The 22349-nt window shown below is 46.5% G+C and carries 19 protein-coding genes and 2 pseudogenes; 12 read left to right on the top strand and 9 right to left on the bottom strand.

Annotated elements, in window-relative coordinates; translation table 11 throughout:
• Positions 1–74 precede the first annotated feature (74 nt).
• From FEF09_RS23285 to FEF09_RS23260, 6 genes are all read right to left on the bottom strand, one after another.
• Positions 75–812 carry a hypothetical protein gene (locus FEF09_RS23285; protein WP_146307334.1) on the bottom strand — a complete coding sequence of 246 codons (738 nt, stop codon included), beginning with the start codon at positions 810–812 and terminating at the stop codon, positions 75–77.
• Between the two features lie 83 nt (positions 813–895).
• Positions 896–2254, bottom strand: a complete 1359-nt coding sequence (locus FEF09_RS23280; protein WP_146307333.1) for a hypothetical protein — start codon at positions 2252–2254, stop codon at positions 896–898.
• A gap of 68 nt (positions 2255–2322) precedes the next feature.
• Entirely contained in the window at positions 2323–3897 is a 1575-nt protein-coding gene (locus tag FEF09_RS23275) for a TonB-dependent receptor domain-containing protein (RefSeq protein WP_146307332.1), read from the bottom strand.
• On the bottom strand, positions 3843–5594 hold the full coding sequence (locus tag FEF09_RS23270) for a TonB-dependent receptor (protein ID WP_146307331.1): 1752 nt from the start codon (positions 5592–5594) through the stop codon (positions 3843–3845). Before FEF09_RS23270 ends, FEF09_RS23275 begins: the two co-directional genes overlap by 55 nt.
• Positions 5595–5682: 88 nt before the next feature.
• Entirely contained in the window at positions 5683–6654 is a 972-nt protein-coding gene (locus FEF09_RS23265) for a FecR domain-containing protein (RefSeq protein ID WP_146307330.1), read from the bottom strand.
• Between the two features lie 56 nt (positions 6655–6710).
• On the bottom strand, positions 6711–8069 hold the full coding sequence (locus FEF09_RS23260; protein WP_146307329.1) for a S41 family peptidase: 1359 nt from the start codon (positions 8067–8069) through the stop codon (positions 6711–6713).
• A 139-nt stretch (positions 8070–8208) separates the two neighbouring features.
• Between FEF09_RS23260 and FEF09_RS23255 the strand changes: the two genes are divergently transcribed.
• Positions 8209–8832, top strand: a complete 624-nt coding sequence (locus FEF09_RS23255) for an HAD family hydrolase (RefSeq protein WP_146307328.1) — start codon at positions 8209–8211, stop codon at positions 8830–8832.
• Between the two features lie 80 nt (positions 8833–8912).
• Here FEF09_RS23255 and FEF09_RS23250 read toward each other — a convergent pair whose 3' ends face one another.
• A complete protein-coding gene (locus tag FEF09_RS23250; protein ID WP_146307327.1) occupies positions 8913–9818 on the bottom strand; it encodes an AraC family transcriptional regulator in 906 nt (301 codons plus the stop codon).
• Positions 9819–10018: 200 nt separating this feature from the next.
• On the opposite strand from FEF09_RS23250, the gene FEF09_RS23245 reads away from it, so the two are divergent.
• From FEF09_RS23245 to FEF09_RS33495, 11 genes and pseudogenes are all read left to right on the top strand, one after another.
• Positions 10019–12214: a hypothetical protein gene (locus tag FEF09_RS23245; RefSeq protein WP_146307326.1), complete on the top strand. Its 2196-nt coding sequence runs from the start codon at positions 10019–10021 to the stop codon at positions 12212–12214.
• Between the two features lie 26 nt (positions 12215–12240).
• Positions 12241–13160: pseudogene (locus tag FEF09_RS30900) on the top strand (DUF5107 domain-containing protein); the annotation flags it as partial.
• Between the two features lie 18 nt (positions 13161–13178).
• Entirely contained in the window at positions 13179–13610 is a 432-nt protein-coding gene (locus FEF09_RS33520; RefSeq protein WP_409994880.1) for a hypothetical protein, read from the top strand.
• Positions 13611–13614: 4 nt separating this feature from the next.
• Entirely contained in the window at positions 13615–13812 is a 198-nt protein-coding gene (locus FEF09_RS30895) for a hypothetical protein (protein ID WP_186774481.1), read from the top strand.
• Entirely contained in the window at positions 13809–15089 is a 1281-nt protein-coding gene (locus FEF09_RS30890; RefSeq protein ID WP_186774480.1) for a tetratricopeptide repeat protein, read from the top strand. Before FEF09_RS30895 ends, FEF09_RS30890 begins: the two co-directional genes overlap by 4 nt.
• On the top strand, positions 15089–15508 hold the full coding sequence (locus FEF09_RS30885; protein WP_186774479.1) for a hypothetical protein: 420 nt from the start codon (positions 15089–15091) through the stop codon (positions 15506–15508). The genes FEF09_RS30890 and FEF09_RS30885 overlap by 1 nt, the downstream gene beginning before the upstream one ends.
• A gap of 21 nt (positions 15509–15529) precedes the next feature.
• Positions 15530–16212, top strand: a pseudogene (locus tag FEF09_RS34935) (hypothetical protein).
• Positions 16213–16246: 34 nt separating this feature from the next.
• Positions 16247–16594 (top strand): hypothetical protein, encoded by a 348-nt coding sequence (locus FEF09_RS33510; protein ID WP_261387697.1) that lies wholly within the window; start codon positions 16247–16249, stop codon positions 16592–16594.
• A 36-nt stretch (positions 16595–16630) separates the two neighbouring features.
• Positions 16631–16846, top strand: a complete 216-nt coding sequence (locus FEF09_RS33505; protein ID WP_261387696.1) for a hypothetical protein — start codon at positions 16631–16633, stop codon at positions 16844–16846.
• Complete coding sequence (locus FEF09_RS33500; RefSeq protein WP_261387695.1) at positions 16839–17576, top strand: MFS transporter; 738 nt, start codon at positions 16839–16841, stop codon at positions 17574–17576. Before FEF09_RS33505 ends, FEF09_RS33500 begins: the two co-directional genes overlap by 8 nt.
• Positions 17573–17869: an MFS transporter gene (locus FEF09_RS33495; protein ID WP_261387694.1), complete on the top strand. Its 297-nt coding sequence runs from the start codon at positions 17573–17575 to the stop codon at positions 17867–17869. The genes FEF09_RS33500 and FEF09_RS33495 overlap by 4 nt, the downstream gene beginning before the upstream one ends.
• Positions 17870–19287: 1418 nt before the next feature.
• Here FEF09_RS33495 and FEF09_RS23225 read toward each other — a convergent pair.
• The gene (locus FEF09_RS23225; RefSeq protein WP_146307325.1) at positions 19288–19887 is read right to left on the bottom strand and encodes a hypothetical protein; all 600 of its coding nucleotides are present in this window, start codon (positions 19885–19887) and stop codon (positions 19288–19290) included.
• A 1008-nt stretch (positions 19888–20895) separates the two neighbouring features.
• Positions 20896–22341 (bottom strand): glycoside hydrolase family 30 protein, encoded by a 1446-nt coding sequence (locus FEF09_RS23220; protein WP_146307324.1) that lies wholly within the window; start codon positions 22339–22341, stop codon positions 20896–20898.
• Positions 22342–22349 lie beyond the last annotated feature (8 nt).

The raw sequence follows: 22349 nt of genomic DNA, 5'->3' as shown, positions 1-22349 counted from the left end.
AAAAAACAATGCCGCTCTCAGTACCAGCGGCATTGTTATGCTCTTTATCATAAAGCAGGGATAGGTTGCGTTTGCTATCGCTTCAGACCGATCAGTGGTTCAGCACTGATGAAAGTCTGCGATTCGCCACCGGCATTATAAATCTTCATCAGATAGACATTGTTCTCGTCAAACGGGAATATCATGTTTCCCGCGTAGCTATCCACCGGAAGTATGATCTCTCCGGTGCTATGATCAGCAACTTCGAGGAAAAAGATGCCTGCATCCGGCACTTTCAACTCGATGTAATCAGAAGGATTCAGATACTGAACACCTTTCAATTCGCCTAACTGTTTAAAAGACCCGTCATTAAGATCGATATCATAAAAGCGGATGTCAATGACACGTCCTTTCATGGCGCCGGTTGTATCAATATTCAACAGTGCATATTTCCGTGTACCTTCAGCAGGGGCCGTTGTTTCAAGATCAGATCCGGAAAGTATCAATGGTTTGGAATCTCCACCCAGGTCAATTAAAGTAAATTCAACACCGGGACGATCAATATTGATAAGCGTGTCGATCACATAATCTTTCTTTCCTGCTTCCTTTATTTTCAATGCCTGCTTTCCGGTCACTACATATCGGGACAATGCGCTGGCCGAACTGAGACTATCTTCCAGCACACTATCTCCAACTGTGATTTCGTAGAAATGTTCCACGCTGGAAGAAGTAAGTCTGAAAGTAGCATAAGACGGCAGTTCAGGAAGATCGCCACGTTTCTGACAGGCAGAAAAGAAAGCAATTGCCAATAAAAGGAAGAAGATCTTTTTCATTTATTCGTTCATTTAATTTTAAAAACAGGTGCTGCCGTAGCAGCACCTGTAACCTGTATAGTCAATACGTTTACATCAAATAATTAATAAGTAGATGCGTTAGGATGGTAAGAAGCCCAGTTGTCATCCCAACGTGCAGTACCTGCTGCACCGAATGCACCTTTACCAGCACTGGCAGAACCAGCTGTGTAACGGAAATCAGGCGCAGTTAAGTTAAATGGCAGTACCAGACTGATGAAGCTGTTAGCTGTAGCTGCGATGCTGGTTGTGTTACCAGTCCATCCTACCCATGCACCAGTCGGGGTTGGAGATACACCAGCGATAAAGCTGTGTACAAGGCTGTTGCTGAATATGCCATCACCTGCAGTTGAGATGTGGGTAACAGCACCAGCGCCATCAAAGATCACACCTGCTTCATCGTAACCAGCGATTACTGAGTTAGTCAGGTTGAATGAAGAGTTTCTTCTCCAGCGTGCACCGTAGAGCAGGCTGTCTCTTTTTGTGTTGGCACCCAGGATGGTGAAGTTAGACAGTGTAGGACGGGTGATAGGAGTTGCACCTGTACCGCCTGCGTTGTTGTCAGACTCGATACCATTAGGATCTGCAGTTAAAGGAACACCAGGGTGTCTCAGAGACACTGCGTACTGGATGTTACCTACATAACCCAGGTCAAAATCGAATTCATCATCGTTGTTAGCGAATGCCACCAGGTGTTTAGCGTTAACTGTACCTCCGAAAAATTCGAAAGCATCATCAGCGCCAAAAGATACCTGAATGCTGTCCAGTACAGTACCGCTACCAACACCGCCTAAAGTCAGACCGTTGATTTCGTTACCGTTACCCAGGTCACGGCCTGCATACTCGATACGTACGCATTTCAGTGTACCACCATTGTGAGATGAATTAGCACCACCGTAAGTGATAGAATAACCAGCAGGAATTTCAGCTGCCAGGATACCTTCGATCTGAGAACCGTTAGCGTTGGTTGGAGCATCACCCAGGATAATGATACCGCCCCAGTCGCCTGGTTTACGTTGACCAGCTGGTTTGTCAGATGTGAAAACAATAGATGTTGTTGCGTCACCATCCGCGATCAGTTTACCACCTTTGGTAACGATCAGGTAGGAAGTACCGCGTGTAGAATTAGATTTTCCCTTGATGAGGGTGTTTGGCTGTATCAGCAATGTGGCGCCACTCTGTACATAGGTAGGACCGTCAAGGATCCATACTCTGTCATTGGTCAGCGTGAATGTACCGCTGGCAATGGTAGAAGGAATAGTGGCCGGAGGGAAGGTAGTAGGCCATACACGGGTATCAGCGCCTACACCTGCGTTTACTGAACGATCAAACTGACCTTCTTTCTGGTCAATTGCACCTTCCTTTTTGCAGGAAGTAAAGATAGCCGAAGCAGCGATAGCTGCAATAAATACGCGTTTTAACATGAGGTTCCTTTTAAATAATGGTTAATAAACAATCTATATCGAGCTAAACAGGTTTTCAATAATTAAACTCAGAAAGTATAACTGGCGCTTACCGTAAAGTTCCTTCCGTACCAGAACTTACGTCTCAGTTCATCATAGCGGCTGTCATATCTTTTGCCGCTGGGGTCTTCCGGAATGATCAGGTTTCCATACTGGTCAAACTGACCGGGAACTCCTGAAGCGTCGGGCCTCCATATATTCTTGTGGTTATTGTAGTATCTTATTACCGGCTGATTCAGCATGTCTGCCGCATTCAGCTTGATCTCCGCTTTGTTGTTCTTCATAAACCGGTAGCTCAGCTGCAGATCCACTACATCTCTCGCCTTCTCATATTCATTATACTCGTCCAGTTCTGAACCATAGATGATACGCTCCCCTACCCTGTTGTATACCAGATTAAATCCAAGATGACTGCCGGTATAGATCAAACCACCATTGATGATGTAAGGCGCCTGACCAAACAACGGACGATTACGCTTGGCGGGTTGTATAATCTCTTTGTTGTCGTCAACACGTATCCTCACTTCCGCATCATACTCCACCTTTGCATTCAGATATGAGAAGTTACCGGACACATACAGGTTTTTCAGGAACTCAGATGTCTCATTAATGAAGCCTGCCGACTTGCGGAAATTCAGTTCGAAACCCAGATCGGTTGCTGACTTCATATTTACATACTGCATAGCCAGTACGTGGGACGGTATCATAGCTGCTTCCAGCTGTAACTCTATCGGATCCTTGAATTTTTTATAGAATGCGGAGAACGAGATCAGTTCCTGTGGAGATGGATAGAACTCTACGCGCAGGTCCACATTTCTGATAGCCGTCGGATGCAGATCATCACCACTGATCCACGTGTCTTCTTCCGGCTTATAGTATTCAAAGAATGATAATTCTCTCAGGTCAGGTCTTGCTACTGAATGATAATAAGAAGCCCTTACATTGAATTTCGGGGTGATCTCATAAATCAGGTTGACAGACGGTAACCAATCAGTTTTGTCTATTGTCACTACAGTATCTGTCAGACTGATCGTACCATCTCGCTTCGCACGGGTATCCAGTGTCAGAGAACTCATGTAATTCTTTTCTACACGCAGACCACCAGCGAAACGTAACTTTTTAGCGAGATGGCCATCCAACATCAGGTAACCTGCATGCAGACGCTGATATGCATCATAACCATTCGCACGTCCACGATCCTGATTCTCAGAAGCCAGCATGGAAAAATAGATCAGCTTATCATATCCGAAATTTTCTCTGGAATACACATTGTAATAAGGGAGGCCTACCAGCTTCCCCTGCAGGTCAACAGCCCCTGCATCTGGTCTTATGCTAAATTGTTCTGCCTCAAAATCAGCCTTCCTGTAGGTACCCTGATAACCCGCTTTCACTGTTTGCTGCAAACCACCTAATGTAAAGGGTTGAGAACCTTCAGCGCTCCAGGTATATCTGCGCTCTTTCAGGTCAGAGAAGTAAGTACTGGTACGTAGCTGGTTGGCATCATTATACACATATCCGAAGATATCTGCTCCCTGTGCCCTTTCCCCCATCACACGTTTATTATCCGGCTCCTTCCTGTTGGTAAGGGAAATGCTCCATTCCAATTAAACTTGAAACCTTTCTTTCCTGGCGTATGTTCTCCTTCCAGCTTGCTCTGGAAGATGGTATTGTATAATGGAAAATTGGAAAAGGCATCGATATCTGTACCTGAATAAAGGTTTTGTCCTTTGTATAATCTTGTTCTTTCCGTAAACTTCTGGGTGAAGATGCTCTTCATGCCCAATTTGTGTTTGCCAAAAGAATAACCCAGATTCAGCAAACCACTGAGGTTATTTTCGAAGAGATATTCTTTCCCTTCATAATAATGGATCTGAATAGGCGCATGATCGATATAGTCCTGTGCCGTCTGCTGGTTTCTGTAGGTAATAGCAAAGATGCCACCGAAGCGCTTACCATCCTTCAACTGTTTTACCCTGCCGATGTTCAGTTCATAGTCCTGTACAGGTCTTCCGCTAAAACGATACATGGTAAATCTGTTCGGGAATTCCGCACTGATAGCGCCATACTTTTTACGGCTTTCGTCATTACCTCCATAATAACCCTCTGTGATCAGCTTTGCATATTCGCCCGCCTTATAACTAACAGGCAATTTGCGGGAACCATCATCAAAACCCAGATAATCATATTTACCTCTTTCCGGTCCGTAAAAATCTTTACCGGTAGTTTTCGTATTAAAGCCTGTGCCCAGCTTAATACGTACAAAGTTCTCCACCGGAATATCTCTTGTCGTCATATCCACTACCCCACCGGAGAATTCGCCCGGCAAATCAGGTGTAGCCGTTTTATATACCACCACATTATCAATCAAAGCACTAGGTATCACATCAAATGCAAAGTTGCGGGCATTCGGCTCTGTACTTGGTAACAGCGAGCCATTCAGCTGCACGTTATTATAACGATCGCTCAGTCCGCGTACAATCACAAAACGGTTATCCTGTACATTCAATCCGCTTACACGATTCAGCACCTGCGCCACATTATTATCCGGCGTCCGCAGGATCTGCTCTCTCACAATACCGTCAATCGTAGCGGCGCTACTCTTCTGACGGGCGAACATACCTTCAATAGAAGCCTTTCTGTAATCTGCCGTGATCACGACCTCATTCAGTGACTTTGAGGAAGGTTTCATAGATATATCCAGCGGCGTGTTTTCACCAGCTTTTACAGTGATACCCGTAATGCGACGGCTCAGATATGAGATGAAACGAACTTCCATGGTGTATGTACCAGCCGGTATTTCTATATTATAGGTACCGTCCACACTACTCTGCATGCCTTTATTCACTTCGATGATGTGAATAGTAGCTCCCGGCAGCATCTCTCCTTTTTCGTCTATCACACGGCCACTGATCAATCCCGGTTTAGGCTGTGCTACCGCCTGACGGGGAGTCATGCTTATTCTTACCGAGATCTGTCTGTCATCTACATCATATACCAGCGTTGCCTGTTGTTGCAGATCCGTCAGCACTTTACCAAGCGGCTGTTTATTAAATACAGCATGCCTGATACTCGTATTGGCAGCAGCATGTTTATCGTAAGAGAATGTATATCTCGTTTGTTTACCTATTGCCAGCAATACTTCGTCGAGCGTGGCACGTTCCATATTGCAGGTGATCGCATCCCTCAATGCACTGACTCCCTGCTGGGCATAGGTAAATGGCAGGCATAAGGAAATAAATAAGACAGTTAAAAAGAATTTCTTTTTTGTTGTTTCAGATGCGACTTTCAAAGTAAGGAACATAGTTTCGTTTAATTTACCCTTTGGACAATACACTACAGTTAAGGTGCACGAGGTGCCCTTTTTATCTATAAATACCGGAATGTGTTTTTTATGGCCTGATGATATACTTTCCTGCTTTTTCTTCCAGGTGCAGGCCGTGTACAAATAAAATTTTTCTTAACAGCTCAGCCGGCGGTTTCCGCATATAGGTGCCGGTGAGCCTCTTTCCATTCAGGATTGCCGGTTGCCGGCAAACAATATCTACTTTATAGGTTGTAGCTACTCTTTTTAAAACATCTTCCAGTGGCAGATCATTAAATACTATCTGACCGCTAAGCCACTCTTTTGTTGAACCGATATCCGTACTACGTACCTCCATGGAATGCTTCTCAACATCATAACTCATCAGCTGACCGGGTGAAAGAATGTATTTTTCCTTGTCTGCCGATATCTCCACCTTCCCCTGTACAAGTGTGACGCGTATATCATGCTCGTTTTCGTAGTGTTCGATATTGAATGCGGTACCCAATACCACTGTTGTAACATTCCCCGTCTTTACCCGGAAAGGCCGGCCCGGATCTCCTGCTACGTCAAAGAAGGCCTCCCCTGTTACCGTCACCTCACGTTCCCTGTCATTATAGGCGCTTTCATTATAAGAAAGTGCCGCCCGTGCATTCAGCCAGATACTGGTACCGTCCGGCATGCTGACTTTCTTTACTTCCTGTCCGTCGTTGCGCAGCGAAATCCATGCATCCTGTTCCTGTTCTTTCAGTTTCGGTCTGGAGGACCAGAAAGCAATACCGGACACTGCGATCAGGATCGTAATACCTGCGGCTACCTGCCAGCGTTTGATCTTCGACACCATTCCTTTTCTGCTACGGGCATTGATACTACTATGAATATTTTCCAACAGCGACTCACTCACCCTATCCGGCACGTGGCTATCCACCGTCTCTTCCAGTGAGAGGATATGCCTGTGTACTTCCGCTTCATTTCCTTGTTCCAGGTACTTTAAAACCTCATTTTCTTCCTCCGGTGTACACTGTCCATCCAGATATTTTTTTAACAGGTCGCTGTTCATTGATGATGTTTATACATATTAACTACGGATGAGAAAAACAGTTTTACTAGTCCGGACTATCTTTTTTTTATAATTGGAGGAAAAAACCGGCTTCTCGCTTCCGAAGAAGTAAACGAAGGGCGGCCGGGCAATACTTTTCCGGCTATTCTTCCTCCTGCTTTTTCCAGTGCCTGTTCAATCAATACGTCATTTTCATCTCCCAACGCCCGTAATGGCAACCGGGAAAACTCATCCGCCAGTATTCCGGGCGTCAATCCGGCACTGTAATCTCCCTTGCCTGCCGCATTATATAGTTTAAATACCAGCGGATAAAGGGTATAATTGACCTTCGGTGCAGGACGCTGGTCGCTGATGGCAAAACTGGCCATGTCTTTTCCCATGGTCTTCCCACCTATCTGAATGACGGTCATATAAGGTGACAGATTATTCACCAGTAATTCCGCCGCTGAAGCCGTACTGGCAGTTGTCAGGATGATCAGTTTCTCAAGGTTCAGCCGGTACGGCAACAATGCATCAAACGTATATCGCTGGTAAGGAGCGTCATCAAGCGCATCCTGAAAGGTATTTTGAATGATACCACCGTTCCGGTTGGCTTTATAAGTGACGAATTGTTCGTCCGCCTGTACCGGTGCCACTACAGCTCCTATCAGGGCTGCAGACGAGACGTCTCCTCCCGGATTATAACGCAGGTCCAGTATCAGATTACGTATTCCTGCCTGTTTGAGTTTATACAGGGAGTCCAGCAACTGCTGATCAAAACGACCATCAAAGTAATTATAAAAGAGGTATCCGGTATTTGAGGCCTCTGTTGTAAATACCTTTGCCAGATACACCGGCTGCTCCGTAAAATGGGTAGGCGGCAACATAATACCGGCTACTTCCTGTAAAGTCCCGTTTTCGATACGAACAGTCTTCAGGGTCACTCCTTTCCCTTCTTTCAATAGCTGGTGTAAGGCATCGGCAGAAGATGGTGTCAGCTCCCGTCCATTGACAGCGGTAAACATATCTCCTCTTTTCAGCCCCTGTGCAGCAGCAGATCCTCCCGGTACGGCAAGGGTGACAATGCCCACCCAGCGGTCCCCGGCTTCTTTCACCTGCGTAAAGGCATATTCCAGACCGTAATAGGCAAACGAAGAATAGGCCGTTAAAGGATGATCAGGATCCAGCAGATAGGAGAAACGGTCTGCCGGATGCAACAGGCCTGACAGAAACTGACGGGCATCCGGATCCGGGGCAGGACGTGCCGGTAACTGGTCATTCCAGTAATAATATACCCGCATGCTGTCCAGTATCCACTGATTTCCCTCAGAAAGGGGTGTAAGAGGCCCTGTTTCTTCCTTACGGCAGGACAGAGCACCGAGTATCCAGAAAAGCAGTAAAAGACTCCAAAAATGGCTATATTGATGATCCTTCATATACAGGAGCAATTGAATCCCCTTATACTACGTTTGCAAAAACAGATTTTACTAGCGGAGCATGAAAAAAACAACAGGTTCCATAATTTTAACTACAGAATGCGCGATCTTTAATTTATTTGTCAATTACCTTTAACATATGCAGCAGAATTCAAAAATCACCACATTGTTCCTCGATATAGGCGGCGTACTACTGAGCAATGGATGGGACCGGGCCGCCAGAAGAGAAGCAGCAGCCACGTTCTCATTGGATCTTCCCGAACTGGAAGAACGCCATCACCTTACTTTTGACACTTACGAAGAAGGGAAACTAACCCTCGACGAATACCTGAAAAGAACGGTTTTCTACGAACCGCGTACTTTCAGCGAAGAGGAATTCAAGTCGTTTATGTACTCCCGTACGACCCCTATCCCCGAAATGATAGAGCTGGTTTGTAAGATCAAGGAGAAATACGGTGTTAAGATTGCCATTGTCAATAATGAAGGCCGGGAATTGAATGAATACCGTATCCGTCAGTTCGGTATCAACAAATTTGTAGACTTCTTCATTTCCTCCTGCTTTGTTCATTTCAGAAAACCGGATGCAGACATCTGGAAAATAGCACTGGACATCGCCCTTGTGAAACCGGAAGAAGTATTATATGTTGATGACCGTGCCATGTTTGTGTCTGTGGCAGAAGGACTGGGTATTAACGGCCTCCAGCACGTCACTTATGCAGCTACAAAAGAGAATCTGGCGAAGTACGGATTTGTAGTAGAGTAGTTTTGTATTTACCGGGGAACGCCCCACTTTCTGATAGCCCTGTATGACATATTGCGCCGGCAATTGTCATACAGGGCCTTTTAATGTTCAGCCGTTTTGTTCCTGTTCCGGTATTCCGAAGGCGACATGCCCATCAGCTTGGAAAACATCCGGGAAAAATAATATTGATCCTCCACGCCTAGTTTCGCTGCAATCTCCTTCACGGTTGCCACCGAAAACAACAGGTACTGGCAGGCCTTCTGTATTTTCAGATGATTGAAATATTCTATGGGTGAGTAACCGGTTTTCTCTCTGAAAACAGCGGAAAAATGTGACACCGATAAACCCGCATACGCTGAAAACTCCTGTAGCGTGATTAACTTATCCAGCTTCTCCTGCATCATGGTGATGGTCTGACCGATAATATCCTGCCGCTCCTCCTGACCGGCATGATTGAATTGCTCCTCATACAATAGCGAAGAGAGGAAATGATTGAAAATCATGTTTACATAACGCAGGTTATCATCTCCATAGCCCTTCTGCAGATTGATACAGATGTCTTCAAAAAGACGGATCCTGTTCTCATTATAGGTAAGATGCAGTCTGAAGTTTTTGGCCCTTTGAAGGATCAGTCCGACAATATATGCAGCGATCTCTCCCTTGAAATGGATCCAGTATATTGTCCATGGTTCCTGCTCCTCCGACATATATTTATGCGGCGTATTGGCCGGAATAATGACAAACTGCGAAGGCAATATATCCACCCGCTTTTTATCTATCTCAATCCATCCCTTCCCTTCTATACAGTATATAATAATGTGCTGGCTGATACCCGCCGGCCGTTTAATATAATGATACCGCGCTTTAGGATAATACCCGATATCTGTAATGTACAGCTGGCGCGTGATCGGATCCTGGGTCAGGAAATCAGCCGATATTTTTCTGGGCACTACAATCAGTTGCTGCCCCTCAAACCCCTCTCTTTTCTTTAATATCTTTTCCTTCATGACGCTGGAATATTACCCAAGATACAAAAACCAGAAAATAATCCATCATTTTCATAAGATACCCTATTTCCCCGCTTCTCCCCAAGAACGAAATTTGAACTTATAAAAATCAACACAGGAATCCACGTTATCAGCATTACCGACAACGTAACGGTCACTGGTTACAACCATCCACAATTACAAATACAGGTCAGCAATCGATGAATTATTTCGGCAAAATATCACTGGGCAGTCTGCTATGTTGCATGACAGCAGGAGCAGCACAGGCACAGAAAATCAGTATAAAACCGGATAGTACGGTCATATCTAATGCGTATGTCCGCCTGACGGTTCATACCTATAGCGGTTATATTGATTATCAGTTCAGCAACGGCGTACGGCTACAGCATACCGTGGCGACGATAAACGAGACACAGGCCGGGCAATTGTCAAGCACCGACTTTTCCCGGCACCAGTGCAACACAACACCTGTTCAGGATGCGAATGGCCGGGGGATATTACTCCACCTGACCCACCGTGATCCTGCCAAAGCACTACAACTGGAACAACAGATTACCATCTATGAAAAAGCCGCTCACCTGCTGCTGAAAGTACAGGCGACAGGCAATACTACGCTGGAAACGCGTAACATCTCTCCATTAACCATACTCCCGGGGCAACAGAGTTATCTGTCTGTTCCAGGCAGTAATTCCCGCCTCCTCGATGTGCCCTTCGACAATGATAACTGGGTACCGATTGTCACCCGGCAGTGGCCATCTCTGTCTGGCATCAGTTATGAATTCACTTCCATCTACGACCAACAGACCCTTTCCGGTCTGGTAGCCGGTAGTGTCACGCATGACTTCTGGAAAACAGGCATCCGCTACGGAGCGGGAAAAGTAAATGGCCGTATTGATTCCTTTATCGTATATGGTGGCGCAGCTACGCCGGATGATCGTAATCTGCCACCTGCTTATGGTGGTCTTGATGGTACACACGATCATTTCCCACACGGCGCCATGCAGGGCCGGACGGTCTCCTCTCCGCTGATCTTCCTCTCTGCCACAACGGATACCCGTCTGGCATTCACGGCTTACGGAAAAGCTAACGTACAAACAGCCGGAAAAAGTGAATGGAAAGGGAACGCACCGTTCTACTGGAACAGCTTTGGCGTGGAGAATGTATTAGGCTATACAAAGATTATGATGCCGCCAGATGTATTAAAGACATCCGATTTTATAGCATCCATGAGCAATTTCAATAAATATGCGCCGCCGGTGCTTAGTATTGACTCCTATGACCAATCGATTTACACCACTGAAGTATTGGCAGCTATCGGAGAACATGGTCGTAAAAACAGACAGCAGATGGGCTTCTATTTCATCCCCTTTGCCGTATGGACCTGGAAGAACACCGTTGAAACGCAACAACTCTCCGGCACACAAACACCGCTCAGTGAAGTAGTACTACGCGATGGTAACAAACAACCCATCATGTACAAGGAAGGCGATTGGGCTGCTTATGCCATTGACCCTTCCCATCCAGCTACCAGACAATCAATCATACAGCAGCTGCTAAAAGCAAAAGCCATCCATGCCACTTTTATCAAAATTGACTTCCTGACAGCAGGAGCGCTGGAATCCAGTACACGCTACAATAAAGATATCCGTTCGGGAATGCAGGCCTATAGTGAGGGAATGAAGATGTTGCGGTCTCTCGTTGATTCCATCATGGGACCAGATATTTTCCTCACTATGGCCATTTCACCCATGTTCCCGCATCAGTATGCACACACGCGTTTCGTTTCTACCGACGTCTATTCTCATCTGAGAGACGATCAGCCGGGATTCCCACACTATGGCAGTACCGCCGCATCCTTAGCTGCCGGTTCTCATATGTGGTGGATGCAGGGTACTTTATGGCCCTTCACCAACCTGGATGTTGTTGTGATGAAGAACTTCCAGCAAAATCCGGATCTCAGCGAACAGGAGATCAAGGTACGCCTGTATGCCATGATGGTAATGGGTAGTATACTCGGAGATGGTTCTGACCTGCGTCAGCCTGTTGCGGCAGAACGCTTCAGAAAGTTCCTCGATCATCCCGCTCTCTGCGCATGGTTCAGTCATCCTGCCGCCTTCACTCCCATCAGCATGTCTGAGGGTGATACGCAGGACCAGCAGCTTACCTTCTATCATAAGGGAGATACCACCTTGCTGGCAGCATTCAATTTCCTGCAGGATAAACCATTCGAAAGCAGCTGGCAAACCGCCACAGTTTTAAAAGATAAACGAGACTATGAGATCAGGGATTTCCTGAGTAACGCATTGCTGGGTGAGATCCGTAAAGGACAAGCATCCTTTACTCTCAGTATTCCGGCAAAAGATGCATTACTCGTCAAACTGGTTCCACGTAATTAAATGAATAAAACATAAAGAGAGACTATATGGAAGTGACAGTCCGGATTGAAAAAGTATCCATTCCTACCTACAAGACCGGCACACCGGAAAAACATCCGATGTTCCTTGAAAAAAGAGTTTATCAGGGCAGCAGTGGCGTGGTGTATCCACATCCTGTTATCGAGCAGATAGCAGATGAGAAAAGTTCGCAGGAATACAATGCTGTGTTCCTTGAAAATGAGTTCCTCGAGATTATGATCCTGCCGGAACTCGGCGGACGTATCCAAAGGGCATATGATAAGATCAGACAGCGTGATTTTGTGTATTATAATCAGGTGATCAAGCCGGCCCTTGTAGGACTGGCAGGTCCGTGGATCTCTGGTGGTATTGAATTCAACTGGCCGCAGCACCATCGTCCCAGCACCTTCCAGGCAGTAGACTATGCTGTAGAAGAAAATGCAGATGGCAGCAAAACGGTTTGGGTGAATGAAGTAGAAGTAATGTTCCGTACCAAAGGGATGGCAGGTTTTACTCTGTATCCTGACAAAGCATATCTCGAAATAAAAGGTCGTTTATTTAACCGGACAATGTTCCCTCAGACGTTCCTCTGGTGGGCTAACCCGGCAGTAAAAGTAAATGAGCACTATCAGTCAGTATTTCCACCGGATGTATATGCTGTATTCGATCACGGGAAAAGAGATGTATCTGACTTCCCGATCGCTACAGGTACCTATTACAAAGTAGACTATGCACCGGGTACAGATATCTCCCGTTACCATACCATTCCTGTACCAACCTCCTACATGGCCATCCGTTCGGAATACGATTTCATGGGTTGCTATGAACACGATACACAGGCAGGTATGCTACATGTGGCAGACCATCATGTATCCCCGGTAAAAAACAATGGACCTGGGGGAATGGTGACTTCGGTTATGCATGGGATAGAAATCTGACAGATGAAGACGGTCCTTACATCGAACTGATGACAGGCATGTTCACCGATAACCAGCCCGACTTCTCATGGTTACAACCCAATGAAGGCAAAACCTTCGAACAGTATTTCATGCCTTATGCGCAGACCGGCGTAGTGAAAAATGCGACCAAAGAGGCCATGCTGAATATGGAGTGGGAAGGACAGCAATTACATATCAAAATATATGCAACAGCCCTCTATAAAGATGCCAGCGTTCGTATATTACAGGATGGTAAGGAAGTAAAAACATTTGCGGCGGCACTGTCTCCATATGCGCCTTTTCAACTACTTACGACTGTAGCACATCAGTGGTACCAGAACAATGGAAGGTCATCGTTGCAGATCAAAACGGACGTGAACTGGTATCCTGGCAACCAGAGAAACCAGTTACGCATGAAATACCACCGCCTGCATCCGCAGCAAAATTGCCAAAGATATTGAGCAGGTGGAAGACCTTTATCTGAACGGCCATCATCTGGAACAATACCGTCATGCAACTTTCAATCCGGTTGATTACTATGAAGAAGGATTGAGAAGAAGTCCGGGAGACATTCGCTGTAATAACGCGATGGGCTTATTATTGCTGCGTCGCGGACAATTTGCCAAAGCGGAACCTTACTTCAGAATGGCAATCAAACCATGACCAGCCGTAATCCGAATCCTTATGATGGTGAAGTATACTATAACCTTGGTTGTTCTCTCCTCTTACAGGGAAAATCCGCTGAGGCATATGATATCTTCTTCAAAGCCACCTGGAATGACGCATGGCAACATAGCGGCTTCCTGATGCTGGCACGTATCGCAGCCGCCAATGGTAAATGGGATGATGCTTTGTCACTGGTAAAAAAATCACTCGTGCGCAACTACCACAACCATACTGCCCGTCATCTGCAAACGATCATCCTGCGGGAAAAAGGTTTGCAGGAAGATGCAATTGCCTTTGCACAGGAATCATTGCAGATCGATCCGTTTAACTACGGCTGTCTGTTTGAATGGTATCTGCTCAGCAACGACAGCAATGTATTACAACGCATGCGTTCATTGATGCACGGTTCCATCAACAATTATCTTGAATTGTCACTGGACTACGCCTCTGCAGGCGCTTTTGATACTGCGATCACATTGTTGCAATCTTATATCGATACCTACGACAGTGCTTCTCCGCTCCTGTATTATTACATGGGATGGTTTGCCAGTCGTAGTAAATTACCAGAGCAGGCGCTGGGCTTCTATCGTAAAGCAGCTACACAATCCCCTGATTACTGCTTCCCTAACAAAATAGAAGAAGTACTGATCCTGCAGGATGCATTGGCACACAATCCGACCGATGCCAAAGCAGCTTATTATCTGGGTAATCTCTGGTACGATAAACGTCAGTACACGGAAGCCATCGCCTGCTGGGATCAATCCGCCACACTGGACGATACCTATGCTACCGTACACAGGAATCTCTCACTGGCTTATTATAACAAACTACATCAGAAATCGGCTGCCGTCAATGCAATGGAAAAAGCATTTGCGCTGGCGCCGGATGATGCCCGTATACTCATGGAACTGGACCAGCTGTACAAGATTACCGGCCGGTCTTCACAGGAAAGATTGTCTCTGTTGGAAAACAATATGAAGCTGGTGGAAATGAGAGATGATCTGTACCTTGAAAGAGTGACGCTCTATAATAACTTAGGTGAATTTGAGCAGGCACGCAGACTCCTGTCGCAACGCCAATTCCATCCATGGGAAGGCGGTGAAGGAAAGGTGGTAGGGCAATATATCCTTTGCCATACAGCACTGGCAAGAAAGGCGATTGATCAGGAACAATACGAAACTGCGCTTTCTCTCCTGCAGGCACTGGAAAGTTATCCGGAAACCTCGGTGAAGGAAAACTCTACGGCGCACAGGAAAACGACCTTCATTATCTGATGGGTTGTGCTTATGCAGGTCTCGGACAACATGAAACTGCGAAAGAAAAGTTTATGGCCGCTACCCTTGGTATCAGCGAACCGGTACAGGCGATCTATTACAACGATCCGCAGCCTGACAAGATCGTCTATCAGGCGTTGGCCTGGCAGCAGTTGGGACATCCAGAAAAAGCTGCACAGATCTTTGATCGCTTCATACAGTTTGGTAAGGCACATCTGCATGATGAGATCCGCATAGACTATTTTTGCCTTTCCCTGCCGGATATGCTGGTATTTGACATCGACCTGAACCAACGCAACCGTATTCACTGTCTCTATCTGATGGGATTAGGTTATCTTGGTTTACAACAGGAGCAACAAGGCCAACACCATCTCGACGAAGTACTGATGCTGGATGTAAATTCAGGGCGCTACCTTTAATCCATTTACGAGGACTATTCTATGCTAAACATACAAAACCAGACACTCTCCGCTACCCGCTCCACTTATGGAGAGGCTGGCGGAGAGCCGCTGGAGCAGATCATACTTGAAAATGCAGCCATCCGGGTAGAACTCATCAACCTCGGTGCTACCATTACTGCCATCTATGCACCCGACAGAGATGGCCTGCGTAAAAACATTGTAGCGGGTTTCAGTCACCCGGATGCCTACTGGCAAAACCTGGCTTACTTTGGTGCTACCGTAGGCCGTTATGCCAACAGGATAGCCGTGGAAAACTGACGATCGACGGTGTCAACTACCAATTACCAGTCAACAATGACAGTAACCATCTGCATGGTGGTTTTGATGGATTTCATAAAAAGGTCTGGCAGGTGATACAATGCAGTGAAAACGACGAACAGGCCAGCATCACAAATGGCTTATACCAGCCCTGACGAAGAAGAAAGCTATACCGGGACACTCAGTGTGCTGGTCCGTATCTACTCGACCGTCACAACCGGCTGACGATCACCTATACTGCTACCACAGATAAAGCAACACCGGTAAGTCTGACGAACCACTCTTATTTCAATCTGACCGGGTTTGATAATCCGCTTGTCACAAAGCACCTGCTGCGTATCAACGCGGATAATTACACCGAAAAGAACAGCAGCAACACCCTACCGGACAACTACTTCCGGTAGCCGGAACACCGCTTGATTTTCGCATAGTCGTGCGGTGGGTCAATATATTGACCTCCTGCCAGCCGACATGGGTTTTGATCATAACTATGTACTCCGTCCTTATGATGCTGAGAATATTCCTGCTGCAGAACTGGAAGATCCGGAAAGCGGTCGTGTGCTCCGCGTCTTCACCGACCAACCCGGTATACAGCTTTACAGTTCGAACTATTGGGATGGCAGTATTACAGGCCCACAGGGTGTTCCTTATCTTAAGCATGGTGCCGTAGCACTTGAGACACAGGCATTTCCTGATAGTCCGAATCACGCGCAATTTCCTGAAACGATCCTCCGGCCGGGAGACACCTACCGCCGGAAAACGGTCTTCGTTTTTGATGTGCAATAATTTCTTTACTTTAATTTACCGCAGCGATATTCCGTTATGAAACAATCATCATTCAACAGCTCCTACATACTGGGTATTTCTTTTATTTCTGCCCTTGGAGGCTATTTATTTGGCTTTGACTTCGCTGTGATCGCGGGAGCGCTGCCTTTTCTGCAGCAACAGTTCGGACTGGATGCTTATTGGGAGGGATTTGCTACGGGTAGTCTGGCATTAGGAGCGATCGTCGGGTATAGTCGCCGGTACAATGGCTGACAAATACGGCCGTAAAAAGGGCCTTCTCGTGGCTTCTGCTATCTTCGGCATCTCTTCTCTTGCTATGGCGGTTGCCCCTGACAGAAACGTCTTTATCGCCTTCCGTTTCGTAGCTGGTATTGGTGTTGGTATGGCATCCATGCTGTCACCGATGTACATTGCAGAAGTATCTCCTGCGCATCTTCGCGGGCGTATGGTGGCAATCAATCAGCTGACGATCGTTACCGGTATCCTTGTTACCAATATTATCAATTACGGTCTGCGTAATCATGGTGATGATGCATGGCGGTGGATGTTTGGTCTCGGTGTCCTTCCTTCCCTGCTCTTCTTTCTGGGGGCTTTATGGTTACCGGAGAGTCCACGCTGGCTGGTAAAAGCCGGAAGGTCAGCGGAAGCGCGGACGGTGCTGAACCGTATTGGTGGTGATCATTTGCAACTGAGTCTTTGTCTGTTATTCAAATTCTCTGACGGGAATGAACGCGTCAGCTATGGACATATCTTCCGTAAGGCAGTATTGCCTGCGGTTGTAGTGGGTATTATCCTCGCGATCTTCCAGCAATTTTGTGGTATCAATGTGGTGTTTAACTATACACCGCGGATCTTCAAAAGCATTGGTGTATCTCAGGATGGTCAGCTGTTACAGACGGTATTCATTGGAGGTGTCAATCTTGTCTTTACCATTCTGGCGATGTTGCTGGTGGATAAATTGGGTCGGAAGCCTCTGATGTGATTGGTGCTGGTGGTCTGACGGTCCTGTATATTGTTGTTGTGCGGATGTTGTCGGCGGGTTCCGAGCATGTGTCGTGGTATTTGTTGGCGGCTATCGGTACTTATGCGATGTCTCTGGCACCGGTGACCTGGGTGTTGATTGCGGAGATCTTTCCTAATAAGATCAGGAGTGCAGCGACGTCGTTTGCGGTGTTGTGTTTGTGGGCGGCTTACTTTGTGTTGGTGTTTACTTTCCCGATGCTGTTTGATAAGCTGAAAGATGGTACGTTTTATATTTATGCGCGGTGTGTTTAGCGGGGTTTGTGTTTATATGCGGAATGTGCGGGAGACGAAGGGGAAGACGCTCGAAGAGCTGGAAGGTGTGATGATGCATTAACAGACGCTTTTATTTATTGCTGGCTGGCGGAGTTCATTCTGGCCAGCTTTTCTTTTTTTTAGGCTTGCAGTGGTTTCAGACGGCCGGCGAACTGACGCCCGTTAAATGCGTGATTGGGTTTGGGGTGTAGGGTTGGGGCGGCTTTTGCTGTGGTTTCAGATAGCCCGGCGAACTGACGCCCGTTAAGTGCATGATTGAGCTTTGGACAAGGGGTTCAGGGGTGAGGGGTGTTGAGCGGTAGCGGGGTGCAGGGGACGGGCTAGGTTCGCCGGGCCGTCTGAAACCTCCGCTGGAAGCGGTGGTCTATTTATTTATTGGAGGAAGAGGGAATTGTGATTCGAGGTTTTTTCTGTGGGGGTTGGGGGGTGGTTGGGGCGGCTTTTGCTGTGGTTTCAGACGGCCCGGCGAACTGACGCCCGTTAAGTGCATGATTGGGCTTTGGGCAATGGGGTCAGGGTGTTTGAGCGGCAGCTGGGTGCAGGGGACGGGCTAAGGTTCGCCGGACCATCTGAAACTCCGCTGGAAGCGGTGGTCTATTTATTTATTGGCGGAAGAGGGAATTGTGATTCGAGGTTTTTTCTGTGGGATTGGGGGGTGGTTGAGGCGGCTTTTGCTGTGGTTTCAGAGCCCGGCGAAATGACGCCCGTTAAGTGCATGATTGGGCTTGGGCAATGGGGTCAGGGTGAGGGAGTTTGAGCGGTAGCTTGGTGCAGGGTGTTCTGGAAATGTTGGTTTATTGTATGTTGTTTTTCAGGCATGGATCTCCCGGAGATGCGTCATATATGCGACGTGTCCGACCTGTTTTTTGCTGTTACAAGGGGCATTCAGGACAAACTAGCTTAGTACCGTTTTAGCTTCGTTTCGTAATTTGTTATAAACCATTGTGTTCTCGTAGATAAGCCGTAGATAAGCCGTATATAATCCGTATCTATAGGAAGGGCTTATATACGGGTATCTACGGCTTATCTACGGGAAATCTATGAATCATGTTCCTGACACAGTAAAATCCAGATCGAATGAGGGTATAGTCCTGATATAGGTTTACATGAAGCGTATTATAAATAGGAGAAATATGGGGAACATGAAAGGTAATGAAGGTAATGGTAGTGATGGAAGTAATGATAGTGATGGAAATGGTGGAAATGATAGAAGTGATAAGTGATATAAGATGACAGAGATGATTGATATGCCGGAAATGGTTGGCATAGTGGTATATCTGAGGTACTCAGCTGTAATCTTCTTGCTAATTAAAGGGGGCGTTGTTTACTGTACCTGTTCTGGTTTATGGCCAGCTTTTCACCAATCTTCAGGAGCAGATTGTACATATTATTGTAGGTCATAGACTTATCTTTTCTGGCAGATAATGCTGCTTCGAGGTATTGATAATAAGGAAAGGTACTGGGATTACGGCGAGTGCTTTGATAATCAACCTTCTGTGAATGGAGGTATTACCTTCTCCATAAATGAAATAGTCGGCTTCTTTATCGGTAAGATCGGACAGGTGACAATCTACCTGCTCAAGGTTGGTATATTCCTGAAAAAAGGGTCTTGCACAAACTTCATAAAACTGATGCAGATAATTGATAAAATGCATTTTCTCTTCTTCTGTATTCACCGCCAGCATGTAATTCTTCATATTCAGATGGGTATTTTCATCCAGCATCTGACGAAGACAGTTACTCTGAATAGTATGATGCATAAACGAAGAAACCTTCGTTATATCACTCAAGACTTCTTCCACTTTATGAAAGCTGATCTGCACCTGCGGCAGGGCAAACTCTACGAAAGCCTTGTACTGACCTTCTGTATGTGTAGTCTGATAGAGATGAATGATCTCATCCCTGTCTCTCCATTGTCGCTTAAAAATATAGCTGGTCGTAAACCCATCTGATGCGATCTCACAGCTAAAACCGTATTTATTAAATGCATTTTCCAACGAATCTGCGCATGCAACTGCAAGGTTGAAAAACACGATACCATAGCAAGGACTAAAGGACTCTTCATAGGTACATAAGCTTATTACATCAACTATCGCGCATCACCCTGCGCCATCCGACCTGTCCGCAGACATTAAACCTGAACTGAAACATAACGTAAGCGTAAACACTGTCACCATTATTACCAGACACCGCTAACCACACTCCCCTACCTACCAGACAGATCTTTTTCCACTCCCATAAACACTTCAGCCCGAAATAATAGACAGCGTCAACAAATATACGTAGTTTTCATCCACTTATACATGCCTCCCTCAACAATCCCACAAAAAGACCATACGACAACAACTACAGTCTCAGTCACTTATACCAGACATCCGATTCCCCAAACCCAAACGCAGGTAAAACGCCGCACATACAATACATGTAACAAAACACACCCACACCGCACACAACGCACACAACACAACACAACACAACATAACACAACACAACACAGCACAACATAGCACAGCACAGCATAGCGCATGACCATAAATAACCCTATCCAACACCCGCAGTACGCCCTAATACCTCAACCCTCCCTTCCCCAATAGAAACCCGGGAATAAAGCGAAGGCTTTCAGATGGTAAAGCGGACCTTAGCCCGTCCCCTGCAAAAAGCTACCGCCCAACAATGCCCCAACCCACAGCCCATGACCCAAAGCCAAATTATATCCTCAACGGGCACCAGTCCGCGACACCATCTGAAACCGCAGCTTATCCCCGGCATACAACTCAAAACCTCCCAATAAAAACGCAGAGACTAAGACCATCTCCAAAAGCTAAATCATATCCTCAACGGGCACCAGTCCGCGACACCATCTGAAACCGCAGCGTATCCCCCAGCATACAACTCAAAACCTTCCAATAAAAACGCAGTGGCTAAGACGTACGCCGATGCTAAAAACTACAGCGGCCCCGGTATGCCCGAAGCCGCTGTGCCATAAACAAAAACCAATTAAACTATTACTTCCAAACCAGTGTAACCACAGCACCCGGTTGTAATCCATAGTTGACGATATCCCCCTCCTGTACAGAGAAAGTACGCTCTTCCTTAGTCGTGTTAATCACCACCATCACACGCGAACCATCCGCATTCAAAAACGCCACATTCTCCACCCCTTTATCCGCCAGAGCAGAAGAATAAACCCGCTTCGCCCCCGGCCGCACAAATTTGCTAAAATGCGCAATAGCATAATACTCCACATTACGCGTCACACCACCATCTTTAGAATTCACCGTCACCACACCACGACAAGTCATACAACCACGATTCTCTTTACCAGCCCCTGGCTTATTCGTAGTCGGACCATTATTCTCATCCAATGCCATATTCCATAACAAGACATTCTTCGACCAGTTATTCATCGTCCCGATAAACAACTGACGCACCATATACTGCAGGTTATCCGCAAACTCCGGAGACCAGCTGCCACCAGAACACTCCGTAAAATATAAACCCTTCTCAGGATGCGCATCATGTACTTTCGACATCGCACCTACTGCTCCTTCGTAGCAATGAAACGCCGCACCAGCAGTATACTTAGCCATAGCACTATCATCAAGAATAGAGATCGGATACTCCGGACTATTCCAGTTATGATCAAACAACATCACCGATACCTGCTTATTCAATCCTTCTTTTTCCAACACAGGTCCCAGATGATCTTTAATAAAAGCTCCCTGCTCAGGCGCTGTCATTTTCATACTCGGATAAGCAGCTTCATATTGCGGCTCATTCTGCATCGTCAGGGCGGTAATTTTCACCCCTGCTGCTGCAAACGCCTGAATATATTTCACAAAGTAACGCGCGTATACGGCGTAGGCATCCGGACGTAAAGAGCCTCCTTCCAGTTTACCGCTGGTCTTCATCCATCCCGGCGGACTCCACGGACTACCCATGATATGAATATCGGGATTGATACCACTGATCTGCTTTAACACAGGAGCTACATCTTTCTCATCATGAGCGATCGTAAAATGTGCCAGTGAATCATCCCGCTGGCCGGCCGGCATATCATCATAGCTATATGGATCTGTAGAAAAGTCAGACGCACCGATAGACATACGGATATAGTTGATGCCGAGGCCATTTTCTGTGCCGAATAACTCTTCCAGTAAAGCCTGACGCTTTTCGGCGGACATATAATTTTGCATCACATAAGCAGAAGAACCTGTAACAGAAGCGCCAAAGCCTTCTATCTCCTGAAACTGACGCGTAGTATCCATCACGATATTGATAGCGGAAGTATCTTTAGTTTTACCTAAAGCAGCCTGTTTAACAAACAACTGCTGCTGATCAGGCGTTGTCAGATAAACGGCTACAGAATCATGCTGTCCGCCACTACCACTTTGCTGCTGCCCGTTGTTACAAGCAGCCAGAAAGGCCCCAGACAACAAGTGTACACCCATAATTTCTT

The organism is Chitinophaga pinensis (genome assembly GCF_007896845.1).
GTDB classification, from domain to species: domain Bacteria; phylum Bacteroidota; class Bacteroidia; order Chitinophagales; family Chitinophagaceae; genus Chitinophaga; species Chitinophaga pinensis_C.
Note: the sequence above shows the minus strand (reverse complement) of the source record. Positions and strands in the feature narration are given on the sequence as shown.

What these genes read in the sequence shown, in the direction of transcription:
- FEF09_RS33505 (WP_261387696.1), top strand. Translation starts at nt 16,631, where the DNA reads ATGAAACAATCATCATTCAACAGCTCCTACATACTGGGTATTTCTTTT.
- FEF09_RS23285 (WP_146307334.1), bottom strand. Translation starts at nt 812, where the DNA reads ATGAAAAAGATCTTCTTCCTTTTATTGGCAATTGCTTTCTTTTCTGCC.
- FEF09_RS33520 (WP_409994880.1), top strand. Translation starts at nt 13,179, where the DNA reads ATGACAGGCATGTTCACCGATAACCAGCCCGACTTCTCATGGTTACAA.
- FEF09_RS23245 (WP_146307326.1), top strand. Translation starts at nt 10,019, where the DNA reads ATGAATTATTTCGGCAAAATATCACTGGGCAGTCTGCTATGTTGCATG.
- FEF09_RS23220 (WP_146307324.1), bottom strand. Translation starts at nt 22,341, where the DNA reads ATGGGTGTACACTTGTTGTCTGGGGCCTTTCTGGCTGCTTGTAACAAC.
- FEF09_RS23270 (WP_146307331.1), bottom strand. Translation starts at nt 5,594, where the DNA reads ATGTTCCTTACTTTGAAAGTCGCATCTGAAACAACAAAAAAGAAATTC.
- FEF09_RS23265 (WP_146307330.1), bottom strand. Translation starts at nt 6,654, where the DNA reads ATGAACAGCGACCTGTTAAAAAAATATCTGGATGGACAGTGTACACCG.
- FEF09_RS23260 (WP_146307329.1), bottom strand. Translation starts at nt 8,069, where the DNA reads ATGAAGGATCATCAATATAGCCATTTTTGGAGTCTTTTACTGCTTTTC.
- FEF09_RS23250 (WP_146307327.1), bottom strand. Translation starts at nt 9,818, where the DNA reads ATGAAGGAAAAGATATTAAAGAAAAGAGAGGGGTTTGAGGGGCAGCAA.
- FEF09_RS23280 (WP_146307333.1), bottom strand. Translation starts at nt 2,254, where the DNA reads ATGTTAAAACGCGTATTTATTGCAGCTATCGCTGCTTCGGCTATCTTT.
- FEF09_RS30885 (WP_186774479.1), top strand. Translation starts at nt 15,089, where the DNA reads ATGGGTTGTGCTTATGCAGGTCTCGGACAACATGAAACTGCGAAAGAA.
- FEF09_RS23255 (WP_146307328.1), top strand. Translation starts at nt 8,209, where the DNA reads ATGCAGCAGAATTCAAAAATCACCACATTGTTCCTCGATATAGGCGGC.
- FEF09_RS33500 (WP_261387695.1), top strand. Translation starts at nt 16,839, where the DNA reads ATGGCTGACAAATACGGCCGTAAAAAGGGCCTTCTCGTGGCTTCTGCT.
- FEF09_RS30890 (WP_186774480.1), top strand. Translation starts at nt 13,809, where the DNA reads ATGACCAGCCGTAATCCGAATCCTTATGATGGTGAAGTATACTATAAC.